Annotated in this window: 26 protein-coding genes; 24 read left to right on the forward strand and 2 right to left on the reverse strand. The window is 42.8% G+C overall.

Annotated elements, in window-relative coordinates; translation table 11 throughout:
• Positions 1 to 59: 59 nt before the first annotated feature.
• Entirely contained in the window at positions 60 to 785 is a 726-nt protein-coding gene (locus IGJ12_RS01280) for a nitroreductase family protein (protein ID WP_005232539.1), read from the reverse strand.
• Positions 769 to 2214 carry a PLP-dependent aminotransferase family protein gene (locus IGJ12_RS01285; protein WP_016611501.1) on the reverse strand — a complete coding sequence of 482 codons (1446 nt, stop codon included), beginning with the start codon at positions 2212 to 2214 and terminating at the stop codon, positions 769 to 771. Before IGJ12_RS01285 ends, IGJ12_RS01280 begins: the two co-directional genes overlap by 17 nt.
• 107 nt (positions 2215 to 2321) lie before the next feature.
• Here IGJ12_RS01285 and thiD point away from each other — a divergent pair, with 107 nt between their 5' ends.
• From thiD to IGJ12_RS01405, 24 genes are all read left to right on the forward strand, one after another.
• Positions 2322 to 3152 carry a bifunctional hydroxymethylpyrimidine kinase/phosphomethylpyrimidine kinase gene (gene thiD / locus IGJ12_RS01290; protein WP_087664790.1) on the forward strand — a complete coding sequence of 277 codons (831 nt, stop codon included), beginning with the start codon at positions 2322 to 2324 and terminating at the stop codon, positions 3150 to 3152.
• A 341-nt stretch (positions 3153 to 3493) separates the two neighbouring features.
• Positions 3494 to 3802 carry a 30S ribosomal protein S10 gene (gene rpsJ / locus IGJ12_RS01295; RefSeq protein WP_003127966.1) on the forward strand — a complete coding sequence of 103 codons (309 nt, stop codon included), beginning with the start codon at positions 3494 to 3496 and terminating at the stop codon, positions 3800 to 3802.
• Positions 3803 to 3824: 22 nt separating this feature from the next.
• The gene (gene rplC / locus IGJ12_RS01300) at positions 3825 to 4454 is read left to right on the forward strand and encodes a 50S ribosomal protein L3 (protein ID WP_003127967.1); all 630 of its coding nucleotides are present in this window, start codon (positions 3825 to 3827) and stop codon (positions 4452 to 4454) included.
• 29 nt (positions 4455 to 4483) lie between these two features.
• Entirely contained in the window at positions 4484 to 5107 is a 624-nt protein-coding gene (rplD, locus tag IGJ12_RS01305) for a 50S ribosomal protein L4 (RefSeq protein ID WP_005226910.1), read from the forward strand.
• The gene (locus IGJ12_RS01310; protein ID WP_005226911.1) at positions 5107 to 5400 is read left to right on the forward strand and encodes a 50S ribosomal protein L23; all 294 of its coding nucleotides are present in this window, start codon (positions 5107 to 5109) and stop codon (positions 5398 to 5400) included. The genes rplD and IGJ12_RS01310 overlap by 1 nt, the downstream gene beginning before the upstream one ends.
• A gap of 39 nt (positions 5401 to 5439) precedes the next feature.
• Positions 5440 to 6273 carry a 50S ribosomal protein L2 gene (rplB, locus tag IGJ12_RS01315; protein ID WP_005226912.1) on the forward strand — a complete coding sequence of 278 codons (834 nt, stop codon included), beginning with the start codon at positions 5440 to 5442 and terminating at the stop codon, positions 6271 to 6273.
• Between the two features lie 42 nt (positions 6274 to 6315).
• A complete protein-coding gene (rpsS, locus tag IGJ12_RS01320) occupies positions 6316 to 6594 on the forward strand; it encodes a 30S ribosomal protein S19 (RefSeq protein WP_005226914.1) in 279 nt (92 codons plus the stop codon).
• 23 nt (positions 6595 to 6617) lie between these two features.
• Positions 6618 to 6965, forward strand: coding sequence for a 50S ribosomal protein L22 (rplV, locus tag IGJ12_RS01325; RefSeq protein WP_003127973.1), 348 nt, complete (start codon positions 6618 to 6620; stop codon positions 6963 to 6965).
• Positions 6966 to 6978: 13 nt separating this feature from the next.
• Entirely contained in the window at positions 6979 to 7635 is a 657-nt protein-coding gene (rpsC, locus tag IGJ12_RS01330) for a 30S ribosomal protein S3 (protein ID WP_005226916.1), read from the forward strand.
• Between the two features lie 2 nt (positions 7636 to 7637).
• Positions 7638 to 8072 (forward strand): 50S ribosomal protein L16, encoded by a 435-nt coding sequence (gene rplP, locus IGJ12_RS01335; protein ID WP_005226918.1) that lies wholly within the window; start codon positions 7638 to 7640, stop codon positions 8070 to 8072.
• On the forward strand, positions 8062 to 8250 hold the full coding sequence (gene rpmC / locus IGJ12_RS01340) for a 50S ribosomal protein L29 (protein ID WP_005232529.1): 189 nt from the start codon (positions 8062 to 8064) through the stop codon (positions 8248 to 8250). Before rplP ends, rpmC begins: the two co-directional genes overlap by 11 nt.
• A 24-nt stretch (positions 8251 to 8274) precedes the next feature.
• Positions 8275 to 8541 (forward strand): 30S ribosomal protein S17, encoded by a 267-nt coding sequence (gene rpsQ / locus IGJ12_RS01345; protein WP_005232528.1) that lies wholly within the window; start codon positions 8275 to 8277, stop codon positions 8539 to 8541.
• A 60-nt stretch (positions 8542 to 8601) separates the two neighbouring features.
• Positions 8602 to 8970, forward strand: a complete 369-nt coding sequence (gene rplN / locus IGJ12_RS01350) for a 50S ribosomal protein L14 (RefSeq protein ID WP_003128006.1) — start codon at positions 8602 to 8604, stop codon at positions 8968 to 8970.
• Positions 8971 to 9005: 35 nt separating this feature from the next.
• Positions 9006 to 9317: a 50S ribosomal protein L24 gene (rplX, locus tag IGJ12_RS01355; protein ID WP_005232526.1), complete on the forward strand. Its 312-nt coding sequence runs from the start codon at positions 9006 to 9008 to the stop codon at positions 9315 to 9317.
• A gap of 27 nt (positions 9318 to 9344) precedes the next feature.
• The gene (rplE, locus tag IGJ12_RS01360; RefSeq protein ID WP_005227088.1) at positions 9345 to 9884 is read left to right on the forward strand and encodes a 50S ribosomal protein L5; all 540 of its coding nucleotides are present in this window, start codon (positions 9345 to 9347) and stop codon (positions 9882 to 9884) included.
• Positions 9885 to 9902: 18 nt separating this feature from the next.
• Positions 9903 to 10088 (forward strand): type Z 30S ribosomal protein S14, encoded by a 186-nt coding sequence (locus tag IGJ12_RS01365; protein WP_003128010.1) that lies wholly within the window; start codon positions 9903 to 9905, stop codon positions 10086 to 10088.
• Positions 10089 to 10120: 32 nt separating this feature from the next.
• Positions 10121 to 10519 (forward strand): 30S ribosomal protein S8, encoded by a 399-nt coding sequence (gene rpsH / locus IGJ12_RS01370; RefSeq protein WP_005227093.1) that lies wholly within the window; start codon positions 10121 to 10123, stop codon positions 10517 to 10519.
• Positions 10520 to 10550: 31 nt separating this feature from the next.
• Positions 10551 to 11087 carry a 50S ribosomal protein L6 gene (rplF, locus tag IGJ12_RS01375; protein WP_005227095.1) on the forward strand — a complete coding sequence of 179 codons (537 nt, stop codon included), beginning with the start codon at positions 10551 to 10553 and terminating at the stop codon, positions 11085 to 11087.
• 57 nt (positions 11088 to 11144) lie between these two features.
• Positions 11145 to 11501, forward strand: a complete 357-nt coding sequence (gene rplR, locus IGJ12_RS01380) for a 50S ribosomal protein L18 (protein ID WP_005227097.1) — start codon at positions 11145 to 11147, stop codon at positions 11499 to 11501.
• A 20-nt stretch (positions 11502 to 11521) separates the two neighbouring features.
• Positions 11522 to 12022, forward strand: a complete 501-nt coding sequence (gene rpsE, locus IGJ12_RS01385) for a 30S ribosomal protein S5 (RefSeq protein WP_003128014.1) — start codon at positions 11522 to 11524, stop codon at positions 12020 to 12022.
• Positions 12023 to 12035: 13 nt separating this feature from the next.
• Complete coding sequence (rpmD, locus tag IGJ12_RS01390) at positions 12036 to 12215, forward strand: 50S ribosomal protein L30 (protein ID WP_003128015.1); 180 nt, start codon at positions 12036 to 12038, stop codon at positions 12213 to 12215.
• A 40-nt stretch (positions 12216 to 12255) separates the two neighbouring features.
• Positions 12256 to 12696: a 50S ribosomal protein L15 gene (rplO, locus tag IGJ12_RS01395; RefSeq protein WP_003128016.1), complete on the forward strand. Its 441-nt coding sequence runs from the start codon at positions 12256 to 12258 to the stop codon at positions 12694 to 12696.
• Positions 12696 to 13991 carry a preprotein translocase subunit SecY gene (secY, locus tag IGJ12_RS01400; RefSeq protein ID WP_005227099.1) on the forward strand — a complete coding sequence of 432 codons (1296 nt, stop codon included), beginning with the start codon at positions 12696 to 12698 and terminating at the stop codon, positions 13989 to 13991. The genes rplO and secY overlap by 1 nt, the downstream gene beginning before the upstream one ends.
• A 60-nt stretch (positions 13992 to 14051) precedes the next feature.
• The gene (locus IGJ12_RS01405; RefSeq protein ID WP_005227100.1) at positions 14052 to 14696 is read left to right on the forward strand and encodes an adenylate kinase; all 645 of its coding nucleotides are present in this window, start codon (positions 14052 to 14054) and stop codon (positions 14694 to 14696) included.
• Positions 14697 to 14815: the final 119 nt, after the last annotated feature.

Below are 14815 nucleotides of genomic sequence, written 5' to 3' on the forward strand. Positions count from 1 at the left end.
CTCTCTCTAGCGTTGATGAATCCGTTACGGTTCATCGAAGCTAAAGAGAGCGGTGCTTTTTATTTTATTAGATTTTGCTTCTTCAAGAAGGCGTCAAATCCTTGGTCAGGACGATTGCTGTAAAAGCCAGCGAATTTTTCTGACCATGGTTTGGTCTCGCGGGCTTCTCCAAAAGCAGTCATCGTTTGATCGTACGCTTCGATCGCCTCATAAGAATAGTCCTGATAATGGTTGTAATGAATGACCGCTTCTTCTGGCAAGCGAGGTTTGACCTTCATTTCTACGATTGGTTTACCGATGCTCAAGCCAGCCACAGGATAGACATATTCTGGTAAGTGCAACAATTCAGCGATTTTGGCGCTGTCTTTGCGGACACTGCCAGAAATGACGGTGCCTAAGCCCAGTGATTCAGCAGCGATCGCACCAGATTGCAAAGCGATGCTGGCATCAGTGGTGGCGATCAATAGTGGCTGATAGCCCTCATCGATTGGATAGGGAGTCTGTTTTTCGTCAGCAACTTTTTTGGTTCGATTTAAATCAGCTAAAAATAGCAGAAAGAGTGAACTTGCTGCGATATGAGGATTGCCAGTATTCCATTCGACCATTTGTTGGCGGATCTGCGGGTCGTCGATCACCAGGATCGAATAGGCTTGCCCATTCATCCAGCTTGGTGCTTGACGAGCGGCAGTCAAAATCGCGGTTACTTGTTCTTGGCTCAAGCGGTAGTCAGGGTCAAATTGTCGGTAAGTGCGATGATTGTGCAAAAGCTCAATGGTTTCGTTCATAGGTTTGCTCCTTTAACTGTTGGGTGATTTTTGTGAATCGTTCTTGAAATCGTGGTAAATCATCTTTGGCTAAGCGGGTATAGTTCAAACGCAAGCCATTCGTATCGTTACTGAAAAGAAACGCAGGTGCTACTAAGCAATCGTTCGCCAAAAAGAGCGACCAATCTTTGCGAGTCAATGTGCGGTGACGCCAAGTCAACCACAGGTAAAGACCGCCTTTCGTCGGCTGCCATTGCCAGTCCTCCTGAAATGCCTGCAAGAGTTGGAGTAGGTCTTGCTGGCGCTGGGCCATTTCTGTAAGCAGTGTCCGCTGCTGCTGGTGGTAATCAGAGGAGCGTAAGGCGATGTTGGCAAGGACTTGCGGGAAGATCGTGGTATCGATCGCCATCCGTTTTTTCGCTTGGGCAAATTGGTCGGCTAACGCTTCTGGCACCAAAAGCCAGCCGATTTTGATTGATGACCCAAGTAATTTTGAAAGCGAGCCTAAATAAATGACGGTTTCGGGAGCCATGGATTTTAGCTTGGGCGGTACTTCATCAAAAGCCAACTCGCTAAAAACATCATCCTCAATGATCGGTACTTGGTAGGTCTGGCAAAGGCGGATGATCGCTTGGCGCCGATGCTCGCTCATGGTGTGGCCAGTTGGGTTTTGGAAGGTGGGGTTCAGATAGACGAATTTGATCTTCTTTTCCTTCAACACTTTTTCCAATGCCGCAGGCCGCATCCCTTCACTATCCTGCTTGATCCCAATCAGCTGGACATTCATCGTGGAAAACAAGGGGAGAGAGAACAAGAAAGAAGGGTCCTCTGTCGCAATACAATCCCCCGCATGCAATAAGACTTGCATCAGCAAGGTGATTCCTTGCGTCGAACCGGCAGTAATTACTAGTTTTTGACCGCTGATGGGCAAATTGAAGGAATCAGCAAGGTGCTGCAATAAGATTTCTTGCAAAGGCTCATAACCCGTCGGTAATACTTTGGTGCTTTCTTTGCGGATCTCTTCCCATGTAAAGGCGGGAAACGTGAAGTCGGGAATCAGATCGGTAGGTAGATCACCTGTGTACAGATCCAGCACATCCTTCTCGGTGCGCAAGTGCTGAATCTGTTGAACGTAAGGGTCTTGCTGCAAGTAAGGGCTGCTTAAAGACGAGCGCAAATAAGAAAGCGGTGTTTGTCGGTTCCCCCAACGACCTTCCAATACGCGAGAGCCGCTGCCTTGTTTTCGTTCGATCCATCCTAAGCTCTTCAATTCATCTAACGCTTTGACGACGGTGGAACGGTTGACGTCAAAAGTCTGAGCAAGGCTGCGCTCTGGTGGTAAACGATCCCCAGGCCCATAGGTTCCCGCTTGGATCTCTTCGATAAAATGGGTCACGATCTGCTGGTAAATCGGTTGTTTCTTTTGTTTGTCGATACTTGATGAAGCCATCCTGCACCACCTTTTTCAATTGGATGGTTTAAAAATAAGCCAAATGGCTCTTTTCGTCAAGGGGAAGATTGACTATACTTAGCAAAAAGAACAAGGAGATGAGGAAGATGGAAAAAGTAATATCAATTGCCGGGTCTGATTCAACCGGAGGTGCCGGTATCGAAGCAGATTTAAAAACGTTTCAGGAGTATGGTGTCTTTGGTTTTGCCACGATTGCTTCGATCGTCACGATGGATCCACAAGCGGGTTGGAGCCATGAAGTAACGGCAATGGAACCAGCGCTTGTTGAAAAGCAATTGATCTCCGCCTTTGCAGGTGATCCGATGGATGCCCTTAAAACGGGGATGTTAGGCAATGAAGACAATATTGTGCAAGCAGCGAAGATGATTCAACAACAGCAAGTTAAAAATGTGGTGATCGATCCCGTCATTGCTTGCAAAGGGACTGCAGAAATCTTACAGCCAAAAAGTGTCGATGCCATCATCACGCATTTGTTGCCTTTAGCAGATGTTGTCACCCCTAATTTAGTAGAAGCGGGGATTCTTTCAGGTTTGGGTGATTTGACGAGTGTGGAAGCCATGAAGCAAGCTGCTGAAAAAATCCATCAATTAGGTGCTAAATACGTCGTGATCAAAGGTGGTCATCGCTTGCCAGGAGCAAAAGCCATTGACCTTGTTTATGATGGAGAATCCTTCCTCTTGTTAGAAAGTGGCAAAATCGCTACTGATTTCAATCACGGAGCAGGCTGCACCTTTTCAGCGGCGATCGCTGCCGGTCTTGCAAAAGGCAAACCCGTCGTGGAAAGTGTTCGCTTAGCGAAAGCCTTTGTCACAGCAGCAATCAAAGAAGGCGTGGTCATCAATCCCTATGTGGGCCATGTGTGGCATGGTGCCTATACCCACGCCCAAGGACGTATGAATGAAGAAGCGCCGCAATAGCAGGTTTGCTTCTATCATAAATAGGAATTGAAGAAGCGCTTAAAAGAAGCGGGCAACGCTTCTTTTTTTGTGTTTCGAAAACAAAAGAAAATTTTCTGAAAGAAATGCAAAAGAATCCCGGTTTTTCCATAAAAAAAGCTTGCAATCAATGTTTATCCGTAATATAATCATAAAGGTGCTGTTTACGTAAATACGTAAGTCACACTGGCAGCAAAGAAATTTTCTGCCGGCTACGAAACGAGAGGTTGCGACACGCCCGGACGCTTTGCCATGGACGAGCGTGACGGAAAATTTTCGTGGAGCTATGTCTACTTTTCAAAATAGGCGAAGGAGGGAAAACAATGGCAAAACAAAAAATTCGTATCCGTTTAAAAGCGTATGAACATCGTATTTTAGATCAATCAGCGGATAAAATCGTAGAAACTGCAAAGAGAACTGGAGCTGGCGTATCTGGTCCAATTCCATTACCAACTGAACGCAGCTTGTACACGATCATCCGTGCGACGCACAAATACAAAGATTCACGCGAACAATTCGAAATGCGTACACACAAACGTCTAATCGACATTGTGAATCCAACACCAAAAACTGTTGATGCTTTAATGAAGCTAGACTTGCCAAGCGGTGTTAATATCGAAATCAAACTATAATAATTAAGATGGAGGTGTAATCATGACCAAAGGAATCTTAGGGAAAAAAGTGGGAATGACTCAAATCTTCACTGAATCTGGCGAATTGATTCCAGTAACTGTAGTAGAAGCTACACCAAACGTAGTGCTACAAGTGAAAACAATCGAAAATGACGGCTACGAAGCAATTCAAGTCGGCTACCAAGATATGCGTGAAGTTTTGTCTAACAAACCTGCGAAAGGTCATGTTGCAAAAGCAAACACGGCTCCTAAGCGCTTCATTCGCGAATTCAAGAATGTAGAGCTAGAGGGCTTAGAAGTAGGATCAGAAATCAAAGTTGATATTTTTGAAGCAGGAGACATCATCGATGTAACCGGCACTTCGAAAGGTAAAGGATTCCAAGGCGTTATCAAACGTCACGGACAAAGCCGCGGACCAATGGCTCACGGTTCTCGTTACCACCGTCGTCCTGGATCAATGGGTCCAGTTGCACCTAACCGTGTATTTAAAAACAAACGTCTTGCTGGACGTATGGGCGGAAATCGCATCACGATCCAAAACTTGGAAATCGTACGCGTAGACGCAGAACGCAACGTTATCTTGATCAAAGGTAATGTACCTGGCGCGAAAAAATCATTGATTACAATCAAATCAGCTGTGAAAGCTAAATAAGTAGATAGGAAGAAAGGAGGAACTAAGGAATGCCGAATGTAGCATTATTCAAACAAGATGGAAGCCAAAATGGCGAAATTACATTGAACGAAGAAATCTTCGGAATCGAACCAAATGAATCAGTTGTCTATGATGCAATCATCATGCAACGCGCTTCATTAAGACAAGGAACACACGCTGTGAAAAACCGCAGTGCCGTTCGTGGCGGTGGCCGTAAACCATGGCGCCAAAAAGGAACTGGACGTGCCCGTCAAGGTTCAATCCGTTCACCACAATGGCGTGGAGGTGGCGTAGTCTTCGGACCAACACCACGTTCATACAGCTACAAACTTCCTAAAAAAGTTCGTCGCTTAGCAATGAAATCTGTATTGTCAGAAAAAGTTGCTTCAAATAACTTGGTAGCAGTAGAAGGATTAAGCTTTGATGCTCCAAAAACAAAAGAATTCAAACAAGTTTTAGCTAACTTGACAATTGACTCTAAAGTATTGGTAGTTTTAGAATCTGAAAACGACTTTGCCGCTTTATCTGCGCGCAACTTGCCAAAAGTTTCTGTAGTTACTGCTGATAACATTAGTGTGCTAGACATCGTTTCTAACGACAAAATGTTAGTGACACAAACTGCTCTTACTCAGATCGAGGAGGTGCTTGCATAATGAACTTACTAGACGTTATTAAACGCCCAGTGATCACTGAAAAATCAATGCTTGCCATGGATGACAAGAAATACACTTTTGAAGTGGACACAAAAGCTAACAAAACTTTAGTAAAACAAGCTGTAGAAGCTGCCTTTGACGGAGTGAAAGTGGCAAACGTGAACATCATCAACGTTCGTCCTAAATTCAAACGCATGGGTAAATATGCAGGATATACAAAAAAACGTCGCAAAGCTGTTGTGACTTTAACTGAAGATTCTAAAGAAATCCAAATTTTCGAAGCTGCTGAATAAGCAACTCACGCATAAATTTTACATGGGAGGGAAAAAGACGTGGCGATTAAAAAGTACAAACCTACCACGAACGGCCGTCGTAATATGACAAGTTCTGATTTCGCTGAAATCACAACTTCAACACCAGAAAAAACATTGTTAGCTCCTTTGAAAAACAATGCTGGTCGTAACAACAACGGACGTATCACGGTTCGTCATCAAGGTGGCGGTCACAAACGTCAATACCGTTTGATCGATTTCAAACGTAACAAAGACAACGTCGTTGCTACGGTTAAAACGATTGAATATGATCCAAACCGTTCTGCTAACATTGCGTTAGTACATTACGAGGATGGAGTAAAAGCATACATCTTAGCACCTAAAGGATTAGAAGTTGGCATGACTGTCGTTTCTGGTCCAGATGCAGATATTAAAGTAGGGAATGCATTACCACTAGAAAACATTCCAGTCGGTACTGTTATCCACAACATCGAAATGAAACCTGGTAAAGGTGGACAATTGATTCGTTCAGCTGGAACAAGTGCTCAAGTACTTGGTAAAGAAGGCAAATACGTATTGATCCGCTTGAACTCTGGTGAAGTACGGATGATCTTAGCATCATGTCGTGCAACAATCGGTTCTGTTGGTAATGAACAACACGAATTGATCAACATCGGTAAAGCCGGCCGTTCTCGTTGGATGCGCAAACGCCCAACTGTACGTGGTAGCGTAATGAACCCTAATGATCACCCACACGGTGGTGGTGAAGGTAAAGCACCAATCGGACGTAAAGCACCAGTTTCTCCTTGGGGACAACCAGCACTTGGCTACAAAACACGTAACAAAAAAGCAAAATCAGACAAACTTATCGTTCGTCGTCGTAAAACTAAGTAATATACTTGACCGTGTGTCGCACATTTTGAGAGGAGGTACACCATGGGTCGTAGTTTGAAAAAAGGACCTTTTGTCGATGACCATTTGATGAAAAAGGTCGAAGCACAAGAAGGCGCTGAAAAGAAAAAAGTGATCAAAACTTGGTCACGTCGTTCTACAATTTTCCCTAATTTTATCGGATTTACAATTGCTGTGTATGATGGACGGAAACATGTACCAGTTTACATCCAAGAAGACATGGTAGGACACAAATTAGGTGAATTTGCACCAACAAGAACTTATCGCGGACATGCTGCCGATGATAAGAAAACAAGACGCTAATTTTGAGGGGAGGATATCCAAAAATGGCAGAACAAATCACATCAGCGAAAGCAACTGCTAAAACAGTCCGCGTTTCTCCTCGTAAATCTCGTCTAGTTATTGACTTAATCAGAGGGAAAAGCGTTGCTGAAGCAATCGCGATCTTAAAGTTCACACCAAATAAAGCAGCTGGAATCATCGAGAAAGTCTTGATGTCAGCTATTGCCAATGCAGAAAATAATTTTGACTTAGATGTTGAAAACTTGATTGTTTCTGAAGCATTCGTAAACGAAGGACCAACGATGAAACGTTTCCGTCCACGTGCGAAAGGTTCAGCTTCACCGATCAACAAACGTACAAGTCATATTACTGTAGTCGTATCAGAAAAATAAGGAGGGACAATCAGTGGGTCAAAAAGTACATCCAATTGGAATGCGTGTAGGCATCATCCGTGACTGGGATGCTAAATGGTATGCTGAAAAAGAGTATGCTGAATTTCTACATGAAGATTTGAAAATCCGTAAATTTATCGCATCTAAACTTGCTGATGCCGCTGTGTCTACAGTTGAGATCGAGCGTGCAGCAAACCGCGTGAATATTTCAATCCACACAGCTAAACCAGGTATGGTTATCGGTAAAGGCGGATCTGAAGTCGAAAACCTAAGAAAAGAATTAAATAGCCTAACTGGCAAACGAGTTCACATCAACATCGTTGAAATCAAAAAACCAGATTTAGATGCTAAATTAGTAGGCGAAGGAATCGCACGTCAATTAGAAAACCGTGTTGCTTTCCGTCGTGCTCAAAAACAAGCGATCCAACGCACAATGCGTTCTGGCGCTAAAGGAATCAAAACACAAGTTTCTGGCCGTCTAAATGGTGCGGATATCGCTCGTTCAGAAGGTTACTCAGAAGGAACAGTTCCACTTCATACATTACGTGCGGACATTGATTACGCATGGGAAGAAGCAGATACAACATACGGAAAACTAGGAGTTAAAGTGTGGATTTATCGTGGAGAAGTTCTTCCAACTAAAAAGAACACTGAGAAAGGAGGGAAATAAACATGTTAGTACCTAAACGTGTAAAACACCGTCGTGAGTTCCGCGGAAAAATGCGTGGCGAAGCGAAAGGCGGAAAAGAAGTAGCATTCGGTGAATACGGCTTACAAGCTGTTGAATCACACTGGATCACAAACCGTCAAATCGAAGCTGCCCGTATCGCAATGACTCGTTATATGAAACGTGGCGGGAAAGTATGGATCAAAATTTTCCCTCACAAATCTTATACTGCCAAAGCTATCGGGGTACGTATGGGTTCTGGTAAAGGGGCTCCTGAAGGATGGGTATCACCAGTTAAACGTGGTAAAATCATGTTTGAAATTGCCGGTGTACCTGAAGAAGTTGCGCGCGAAGCGCTACGTCTTGCTTCTCACAAATTACCAGTGAAAACGAAGATCGTAAAACGTGAGGAAATGGGTGGTGAATCGAATGAAGGTTAAAGAAATCAGAGAATTAACCACTGCCGAAATGCTAGATCAAGAAAAACAATTGAAAGAAGAATTGTTCAATCTTAGATTCCAATTAGCAACAGGTCAATTAGAAAACACTGCACGTATCAAAGAAGTACGTAAATCGATTGCACGCATTAAAACAGTATTGCGTGAACAAGTTAAGTAATAGTGGAAGGAGGCCATTTAGCGTATGACTGAAGAAAGAAATCAACGCAAAGTTTACCAAGGTCGCGTGGTATCAGACAAAATGGATAAAACTATCTCTGTTGTCGTTGAAACAAAGAAAAACCACCCTATCTACGGCAAACGTCTGAACTATTCTAAGAAATACAAAGCACACGATGAAAACAACGAAGCAAAAGTTGGCGATATCGTGAAAATTATGGAAACTCGTCCATTATCAGCTACGAAACGTTTCCGTCTAGTAGAGATTGTTGAAAAGGCAGTGATTATCTAATCACACGAGATTTTCCTATATAGATTGTGAATTGCAAAATCTGAAAGGAGGATACACATCGTGATCCAAGCAGAAAGCCGATTAAGAGTGGCGGACAACTCAGGTGCCCGTGAAATTCTAACGATCAAAGTCCTTGGCGGATCTGGTCGTAAAACTGCCAATATTGGTGACGTGATTGTTGCTACGGTTAAACAAGCAACGCCAGGTGGGGTTGTCAAAAAAGGTGACGTCGTTAAAGCCGTTATCGTTCGTACTAAATCAGGAGCTCGTCGTACAGACGGTTCATACATCAAATTCGATGAAAATGCTGCGGTTATTATCCGTGACGATAAGAGCCCTCGTGGAACTCGTATCTTTGGCCCAGTTGCCCGCGAATTGCGTGAAGGCAACTTTATGAAGATCGTTTCCCTAGCACCAGAAGTATTGTAATAGTGATTCTTATCTAAAGGAGGTGCGAAACAAACATGTTTGTTAAAAAAGGCGATAAAGTTAAAGTTATCACTGGTAAAGACAAAAACAAAGAAGGCGTTGTGCTAGCAGCGTTTCCTAAAAATGACAAAGTCGTTGTTGAAGGTGTCAATGTTGTCAAAAAACACCAAAAACCTTCTCAAACTGCTCCTCAAGGCGGAATCGTTGAAATGGAAGCACCAATTCATGTTTCTAACGTGATGGTGGTTGATCCATCGAACGGTGAAGCTACGCGTGTCGGTTACAAAGAAGTTGACGGCAAAAAAGTCCGCGTTTCTAAGAAAACCGGAGAAGTTCTTGATAAATAATCTGATGAAGGAAGGAGGGGCTAACAGATGAACCGCCTTAAAGAAAAATATTCAAAAGAAGTTGTCCCATCATTAATGGACAAATTTAACTACAGCTCAATCATGGAAGCACCAAAAGTTGATAAAATCGTTATCAACATGGGTGTCGGTGACGCTGTTTCTAATGCTAAAAACTTAGACAAAGCTGTTGAAGAATTACAATTGATCTCAGGTCAAAAACCATTGATCACAAAAGCGAAAAAATCTATCGCAGGATTCCGTTTACGTGAAGGAATGCCAATCGGTGCGAAAGTAACTCTACGCGGCGAAAGAATGTATGAATTCTTAGATAAACTAGTAAGTGTGTCATTGCCACGTGTCCGTGACTTCCACGGTGTGAGCAAAAAAGCGTTCGACGGACGCGGAAACTACACTTTAGGTATCAAAGAACAATTGATTTTCCCTGAAGTAGATTATGATTTGATCGACAAAGTACGTGGTATGGATATCGTGATTGTAACAACAGCAAACACAGATGAAGAATCTCGTGAATTGTTGACACAATTAGGCATGCCATTCCAAAAATAAAAAAAGGAGGCGAACTACGTGGCTAAAAAATCAATGATTGCTAAAAACAAACGCCCTGCTAAATTCTCAACGCAAGAATATACTCGTTGTGAACGTTGCGGACGTCCACATTCAGTTTATCGTAAATTTCATCTTTGCCGTATTTGCTTCCGCGAACTTGCCTATAAAGGACAAATTCCCGGCGTGAAGAAAGCTAGCTGGTAAACTATACTCGCATAAAGGAGGTAAATTATCCCATGGTCATGACAGATCCAATTGCAGATTTTCTAACGCGCGTGCGTAACGCAAACATGGTTAAACACGAAAGCCTAGAAGTACCTGCTTCAAAAATCAAACGTGATATCGCTGAAATCTTGAAACGTGAAGGTTTCGTCCGCGATGTTGAATACATTGAAGATGACAAACAAGGCGTGATCCGCGTATTTCTTAAATACGGTAAAAACGGTGAACGTGTTATCACAAACTTAAAACGTATCTCTAAACCAGGCTTGCGTGCTTATGTCAAAGCTGACGAAGTACCAAAAGTATTGAATGGTCTAGGAATCGCGATTATCTCAACTTCTGACGGTGTAATCACTGACAAAGAAGCTAGAGCAAAAAATGTTGGCGGCGAAGTAGTCGCTTATGTATGGTAATTTAAAATATTCCACAAGGAGGTGCCTCTAAGTGAGTCGTATCGGTAATAAGATCGTCGTTCTTCCTGCTGGTGTTGAAATCAAGCAAAACGGAAACGACATTACAGTTAAAGGACCTAAAGGTGAATTAACACGTACTTTCTCTTCTGATATCACAATGAATATCGAAGGAAACGAAGTAACATTCACTCGTCCAAATGATAGTAAAGAAATGAAAACTATCCACGGAACTACCCGTGCAAACTTCAACAACATGGTTGTTGGTGTTTCTGAAGGTTTCCAAAAAGCGTTAGAATTAATCGGGGTTGGGTACCGTGCTCAATTACAAGGGAAAAAACTTGTATTGAACGTTGGTTACTCTCATCCAGTTGAAATCGAAGCGCCAGCTGGAATCGAAATCGAAGTTCCTTCAAACACTTCTGTGATCGTTAAAGGATCAGATAAAGAAGTCGTTGGCGAATTGGCTGCCAATATCCGTGGCGTTCGTCCTCCAGAACCTTACAAAGGCAAAGGAATTCGTTATGTTGGCGAATTTGTACGCCGTAAAGAAGGTAAAACTGGTAAATAGTCGTAATTCTTTACGACTAGCAGCTTAGGCTAGCAAAATTAAAAGAGGTGACAAATTGTGATTACAAAACCAGATAAAAACAAGACACGTCAGAAAAGACATCGTCGTGTACGTAACAAAATCTCTGGTACTGCTGAGTGCCCACGCTTAAACGTGTTCCGTTCGAACAAAAACATCTACGCACAAGTAATTGATGACGTAGCGGGTGTGACGCTAGCAAGTGCCTCTGCCTTAGACAAAGAAGTTTCAGGTGCAACAAAAACTGAACAAGCACAAGCTGTCGGTAAATTAGTCGCAGAACGTGCAGCAGCAAAAGGTATTAAAGTAGTAGTCTTTGACCGTGGTGGATACCTTTACCATGGCCGTGTAGCAGCTTTAGCTGAAGCAGCTCGCGAAAATGGACTGGAATTTTAAGAGAAGGAGGAACACCATTCATGGTTTATATTGATCCAAAACATTTGGAATTAGAAGACCGCGTTGTTGCGATCAACCGTGTAACTAAAGTTGTTAAAGGTGGACGTCGTCTACGTTTTGCTGCATTAGTTGTTGTCGGTGACAAAAACGGACACGTAGGTTTCGGTACTGGTAAAGCGCAAGAAGTACCAGAAGCAATCCGTAAAGCAATCGAAGACGCGAAGAAAAACTTGGTGGAAGTACCAATGGTTGGTTCTACAATCCCTCACGAAGTTATCGGTGTATTCGGCGGCGGACGCATCCTTATGAAACCTGCTGTAGAAGGTTCTGGGGTAGCTGCTGGTGGACCAGTTCGTGCCGTATTGGAATTAGCTGGGGTAGCTGATATCACATCTAAATCTTTAGGTTCTAACACACCAATCAACGTTGTTCGCGCAACAGTTGAAGGTTTAAAACAATTAAAACGCGCTGAAGAAGTGGCAGCACTTCGCGGCAAATCAGTAGAAGAATTAATCGGTTAAGGAGGACACTATAATGGCTGAATTGAAAATTACTTTAAAACGCAGTATTATCGGACGTCCCCAAAACCAACGTGATACTGTAAAAGCGTTAGGTCTTACAAAGTTGAATTCAACAGTTGTAAAACCTGCTAATGATGCAATCAAAGGCATGGTTAACACTGTTTCTCACTTAGTGGACGTTGAAGAGGTCTAAGGATCAGCAGATCTAGTTTGATTAAGGAGGTGCCAAACCTATGAAACTTCATGAATTAAAACCATCAGAAGGCTCACGCCAAGTACGTAACCGTGTCGGACGAGGAACTTCATCTGGTAACGGTAAAACAGCTGGACGTGGACAAAAAGGTCAAAAAGCTCGTTCAGGCGGCGGAGTACGTCTAGGATTCGAAGGTGGACAAACACCATTGTTCCGTCGTTTACCAAAACGTGGCTTTACAAATGTGAACCGCAAAGAATATGCAGTCATCAATCTTGATGTCTTGAACCGCTTTGAAGACGGTGCTGAAGTAACACCTGTTGCTTTACACGAAGCTGGAATCGTCAAAGACGAAAAAGCTGGAATCAAAGTATTAGCTAACGGAGAATTAACGAAGAAATTGACTGTGAAAGCAGCTAAATTCTCAAAAGCAGCTGAAGAAGCAATCGTTGCTGCTGGTGGATCAATCGAGGTGATCTAATGATCAGACTATTGAAGGATGCCTTTAAGGTTAAGGATATTAGATCCAGAATATTGTTCACCGTCTTAATCTTGTTTGTCTTTCGTCTGGGAACACATATTACTGTGCCAGGCGTAGACGCAAGTCGCCTAAATACCATCGCGGATCTACCATTTTTAAACATGTTGAATTTGGTAAGTGGTGGCGCCATGCAACAATTTTCGATTTTCTCGATGGGGGTTTCGCCTTACATCACTGCCTCAATTGTCATTCAGTTGTTGCAGATGGATATCGTCCCTAAATTTGTTGAATGGTCGAAACAAGGTGAAGTGGGTCGTAAGAAATTAAATCAGGCAACACGTTACTTGACGTTGGTATTAGGCTTTGTCCAATCCATGACATTAACGGCTGGATTTAACTATTACACTCAACTCGGGTTTGTAAACAATCCTAATATGGCAACCTATATCGTGATCGGACTGATTTTAACAGCCGGAACGATGTTAGTCACTTGGTTAGGAGAGCAGATCACCGAGCGTGGTATCGGAAACGGTGTGTCAATGATCATCTTTGCGGGGATCATTTCACGCTTACCAGCAAGCATCAAAGAATTGATTGAAGATTACTTCATTAACGTGGATCAATCGGATATCTGGCTAAATGCTATCTTTATGGCGCTGCTTGTGATCGCTGTGTTGATCGTCATTACTTTAGTAACGTATGTTCAACAGGCAGAACGCAAGATTCCGATCCAATATACAAAACGGGTAGCAGGAGCGCCTACCAGCAGTTACCTTCCTTTGAAAGTAAATGCTGCCGGGGTTATCCCAGTTATCTTTGCCAGTTCTTTTATTACAACACCAAATGCGATCATTCAAGCATTAGGTAGTTCATATAGAGGAGAAACTTGGTACGAAGTGGTGCAAACGATCTTTAGTTACAACACTGTACCGGGTGCGATCATCTACACTGTCTTGATTGTTGCGTTTACCTTCTTCTACGCATTTGTTCAAGTGAACCCTGAGAAATTAGCGGAAAACTTGCAAAAACAAGGAAGTTACATTCCGAGTGTGCGTCCTGGTAAAGGAACAGAAGAATATGTATCGCGTTTGTTGATGCGATTAAGCACGGTTGGATCGATCTTTTTAGGATTGGTTGCTTTACTTCCAATCATCGCTCAGATGGCTTGGAATTTACCGCAATCGATCGGACTAGGTGGAACGAGTCTATTGATCATTATCGGTGTGGCACTTGATACTGCCAAGCAGTTAGAAGGGCTTATGCTGAAACGGAAATATACTGGTTTCATCAATTAAAGTTATTGAAGTGTTGAGGATTTCCTCAACACTATTCAAAAACTTACAGGAGGAATTAGAATGAACTTCATTTTAATGGGATTACCTGGTGCTGGAAAAGGTACTCAGGCAGAACGTATCGTTGCTGAATACGGTCTTCCTCATATTTCAACAGGCGATATGTTTCGGGCTGCGATGGCGAACGAAACAGAACTAGGCCTTAAAGCAAAATCATACATGGATCAAGGCGCATTAGTTCCTGATGAGGTTACAAATGGGATCGTTAAAGAACGTTTAGCTGAACCTGATACCGAGAAAGGTTTCTTATTAGATGGTTTTCCTCGTACTTTGGATCAAGCAAAAGCGTTAGATGAGATGCTAGCTGACCTTAACAAAAAACTTGATGCCGTTATTGATATTCATGTTCCTGAAGAAGTTCTTGTAGAACGTTTAGCCGGCCGCTTCATGTGCCGCAATTGTGGGGCAACTTATCATAAATTGTTCAATCCTCCCAAAGAGGAAGGAACATGTGATCGTTGTGGAAGTCATGACTTCTACCAGCGTGAAGATGATAAGCCTGAGACGGTCAAAAATCGTCTAGCTGTCAATATCAAAAGCAGTGAACCAATTTTGACTTATTACAAAGACAAAGGGTTATTGCAATCGATTGATGGGGATCGCGACATCGACGCTGTATTCGAAGATGTTCAAAAGATCATTGACTAATCATAGATTGCCCGAGTCCAACTTGCAGCTTAAAACTTTCTCTTGAAATCTTTGACAGGATATGATAGAATATGTCAGTCCGACTTCTACTTTTTATTAAGTAGGAGCATAGTTTGAGA

This window comes from Enterococcus sp. DIV0802b, assembly GCF_050543535.1.
GTDB lineage: Bacteria > Bacillota > Bacilli > Lactobacillales > Enterococcaceae > Enterococcus_D > Enterococcus_D entomosocium.

Bases quoted from the DNA above. Each gene is read 5' to 3' on its own strand.
- rpsS (WP_005226914.1), top strand. From the start codon at position 6,316: ATGGGTCGTAGTTTGAAAAAAGGACCTTTTGTCGATGACCATTTGATG.
- IGJ12_RS01285 (WP_016611501.1), bottom strand. From the start codon at position 2,214: ATGGCTTCATCAAGTATCGACAAACAAAAGAAACAACCGATTTACCAG.
- rpmD (WP_003128015.1), top strand. From the start codon at position 12,036: ATGGCTGAATTGAAAATTACTTTAAAACGCAGTATTATCGGACGTCCC.
- rplV (WP_003127973.1), top strand. From the start codon at position 6,618: ATGGCAGAACAAATCACATCAGCGAAAGCAACTGCTAAAACAGTCCGC.
- IGJ12_RS01280 (WP_005232539.1), bottom strand. From the start codon at position 785: ATGAACGAAACCATTGAGCTTTTGCACAATCATCGCACTTACCGACAA.
- rplO (WP_003128016.1), top strand. From the start codon at position 12,256: ATGAAACTTCATGAATTAAAACCATCAGAAGGCTCACGCCAAGTACGT.
- rpsE (WP_003128014.1), top strand. From the start codon at position 11,522: ATGGTTTATATTGATCCAAAACATTTGGAATTAGAAGACCGCGTTGTT.
- rplD (WP_005226910.1), top strand. From the start codon at position 4,484: ATGCCGAATGTAGCATTATTCAAACAAGATGGAAGCCAAAATGGCGAA.
- rplE (WP_005227088.1), top strand. From the start codon at position 9,345: ATGAACCGCCTTAAAGAAAAATATTCAAAAGAAGTTGTCCCATCATTA.
- rpsQ (WP_005232528.1), top strand. From the start codon at position 8,275: ATGACTGAAGAAAGAAATCAACGCAAAGTTTACCAAGGTCGCGTGGTA.
- IGJ12_RS01405 (WP_005227100.1), top strand. From the start codon at position 14,052: ATGAACTTCATTTTAATGGGATTACCTGGTGCTGGAAAAGGTACTCAG.
- IGJ12_RS01310 (WP_005226911.1), top strand. From the start codon at position 5,107: ATGAACTTACTAGACGTTATTAAACGCCCAGTGATCACTGAAAAATCA.
- rpmC (WP_005232529.1), top strand. From the start codon at position 8,062: ATGAAGGTTAAAGAAATCAGAGAATTAACCACTGCCGAAATGCTAGAT.
- rpsH (WP_005227093.1), top strand. From the start codon at position 10,121: ATGGTCATGACAGATCCAATTGCAGATTTTCTAACGCGCGTGCGTAAC.
- rplC (WP_003127967.1), top strand. From the start codon at position 3,825: ATGACCAAAGGAATCTTAGGGAAAAAAGTGGGAATGACTCAAATCTTC.
- thiD (WP_087664790.1), top strand. From the start codon at position 2,322: ATGGAAAAAGTAATATCAATTGCCGGGTCTGATTCAACCGGAGGTGCC.
- rpsJ (WP_003127966.1), top strand. From the start codon at position 3,494: ATGGCAAAACAAAAAATTCGTATCCGTTTAAAAGCGTATGAACATCGT.
- secY (WP_005227099.1), top strand. From the start codon at position 12,696: ATGATCAGACTATTGAAGGATGCCTTTAAGGTTAAGGATATTAGATCC.
- rplX (WP_005232526.1), top strand. From the start codon at position 9,006: ATGTTTGTTAAAAAAGGCGATAAAGTTAAAGTTATCACTGGTAAAGAC.
- rplP (WP_005226918.1), top strand. From the start codon at position 7,638: ATGTTAGTACCTAAACGTGTAAAACACCGTCGTGAGTTCCGCGGAAAA.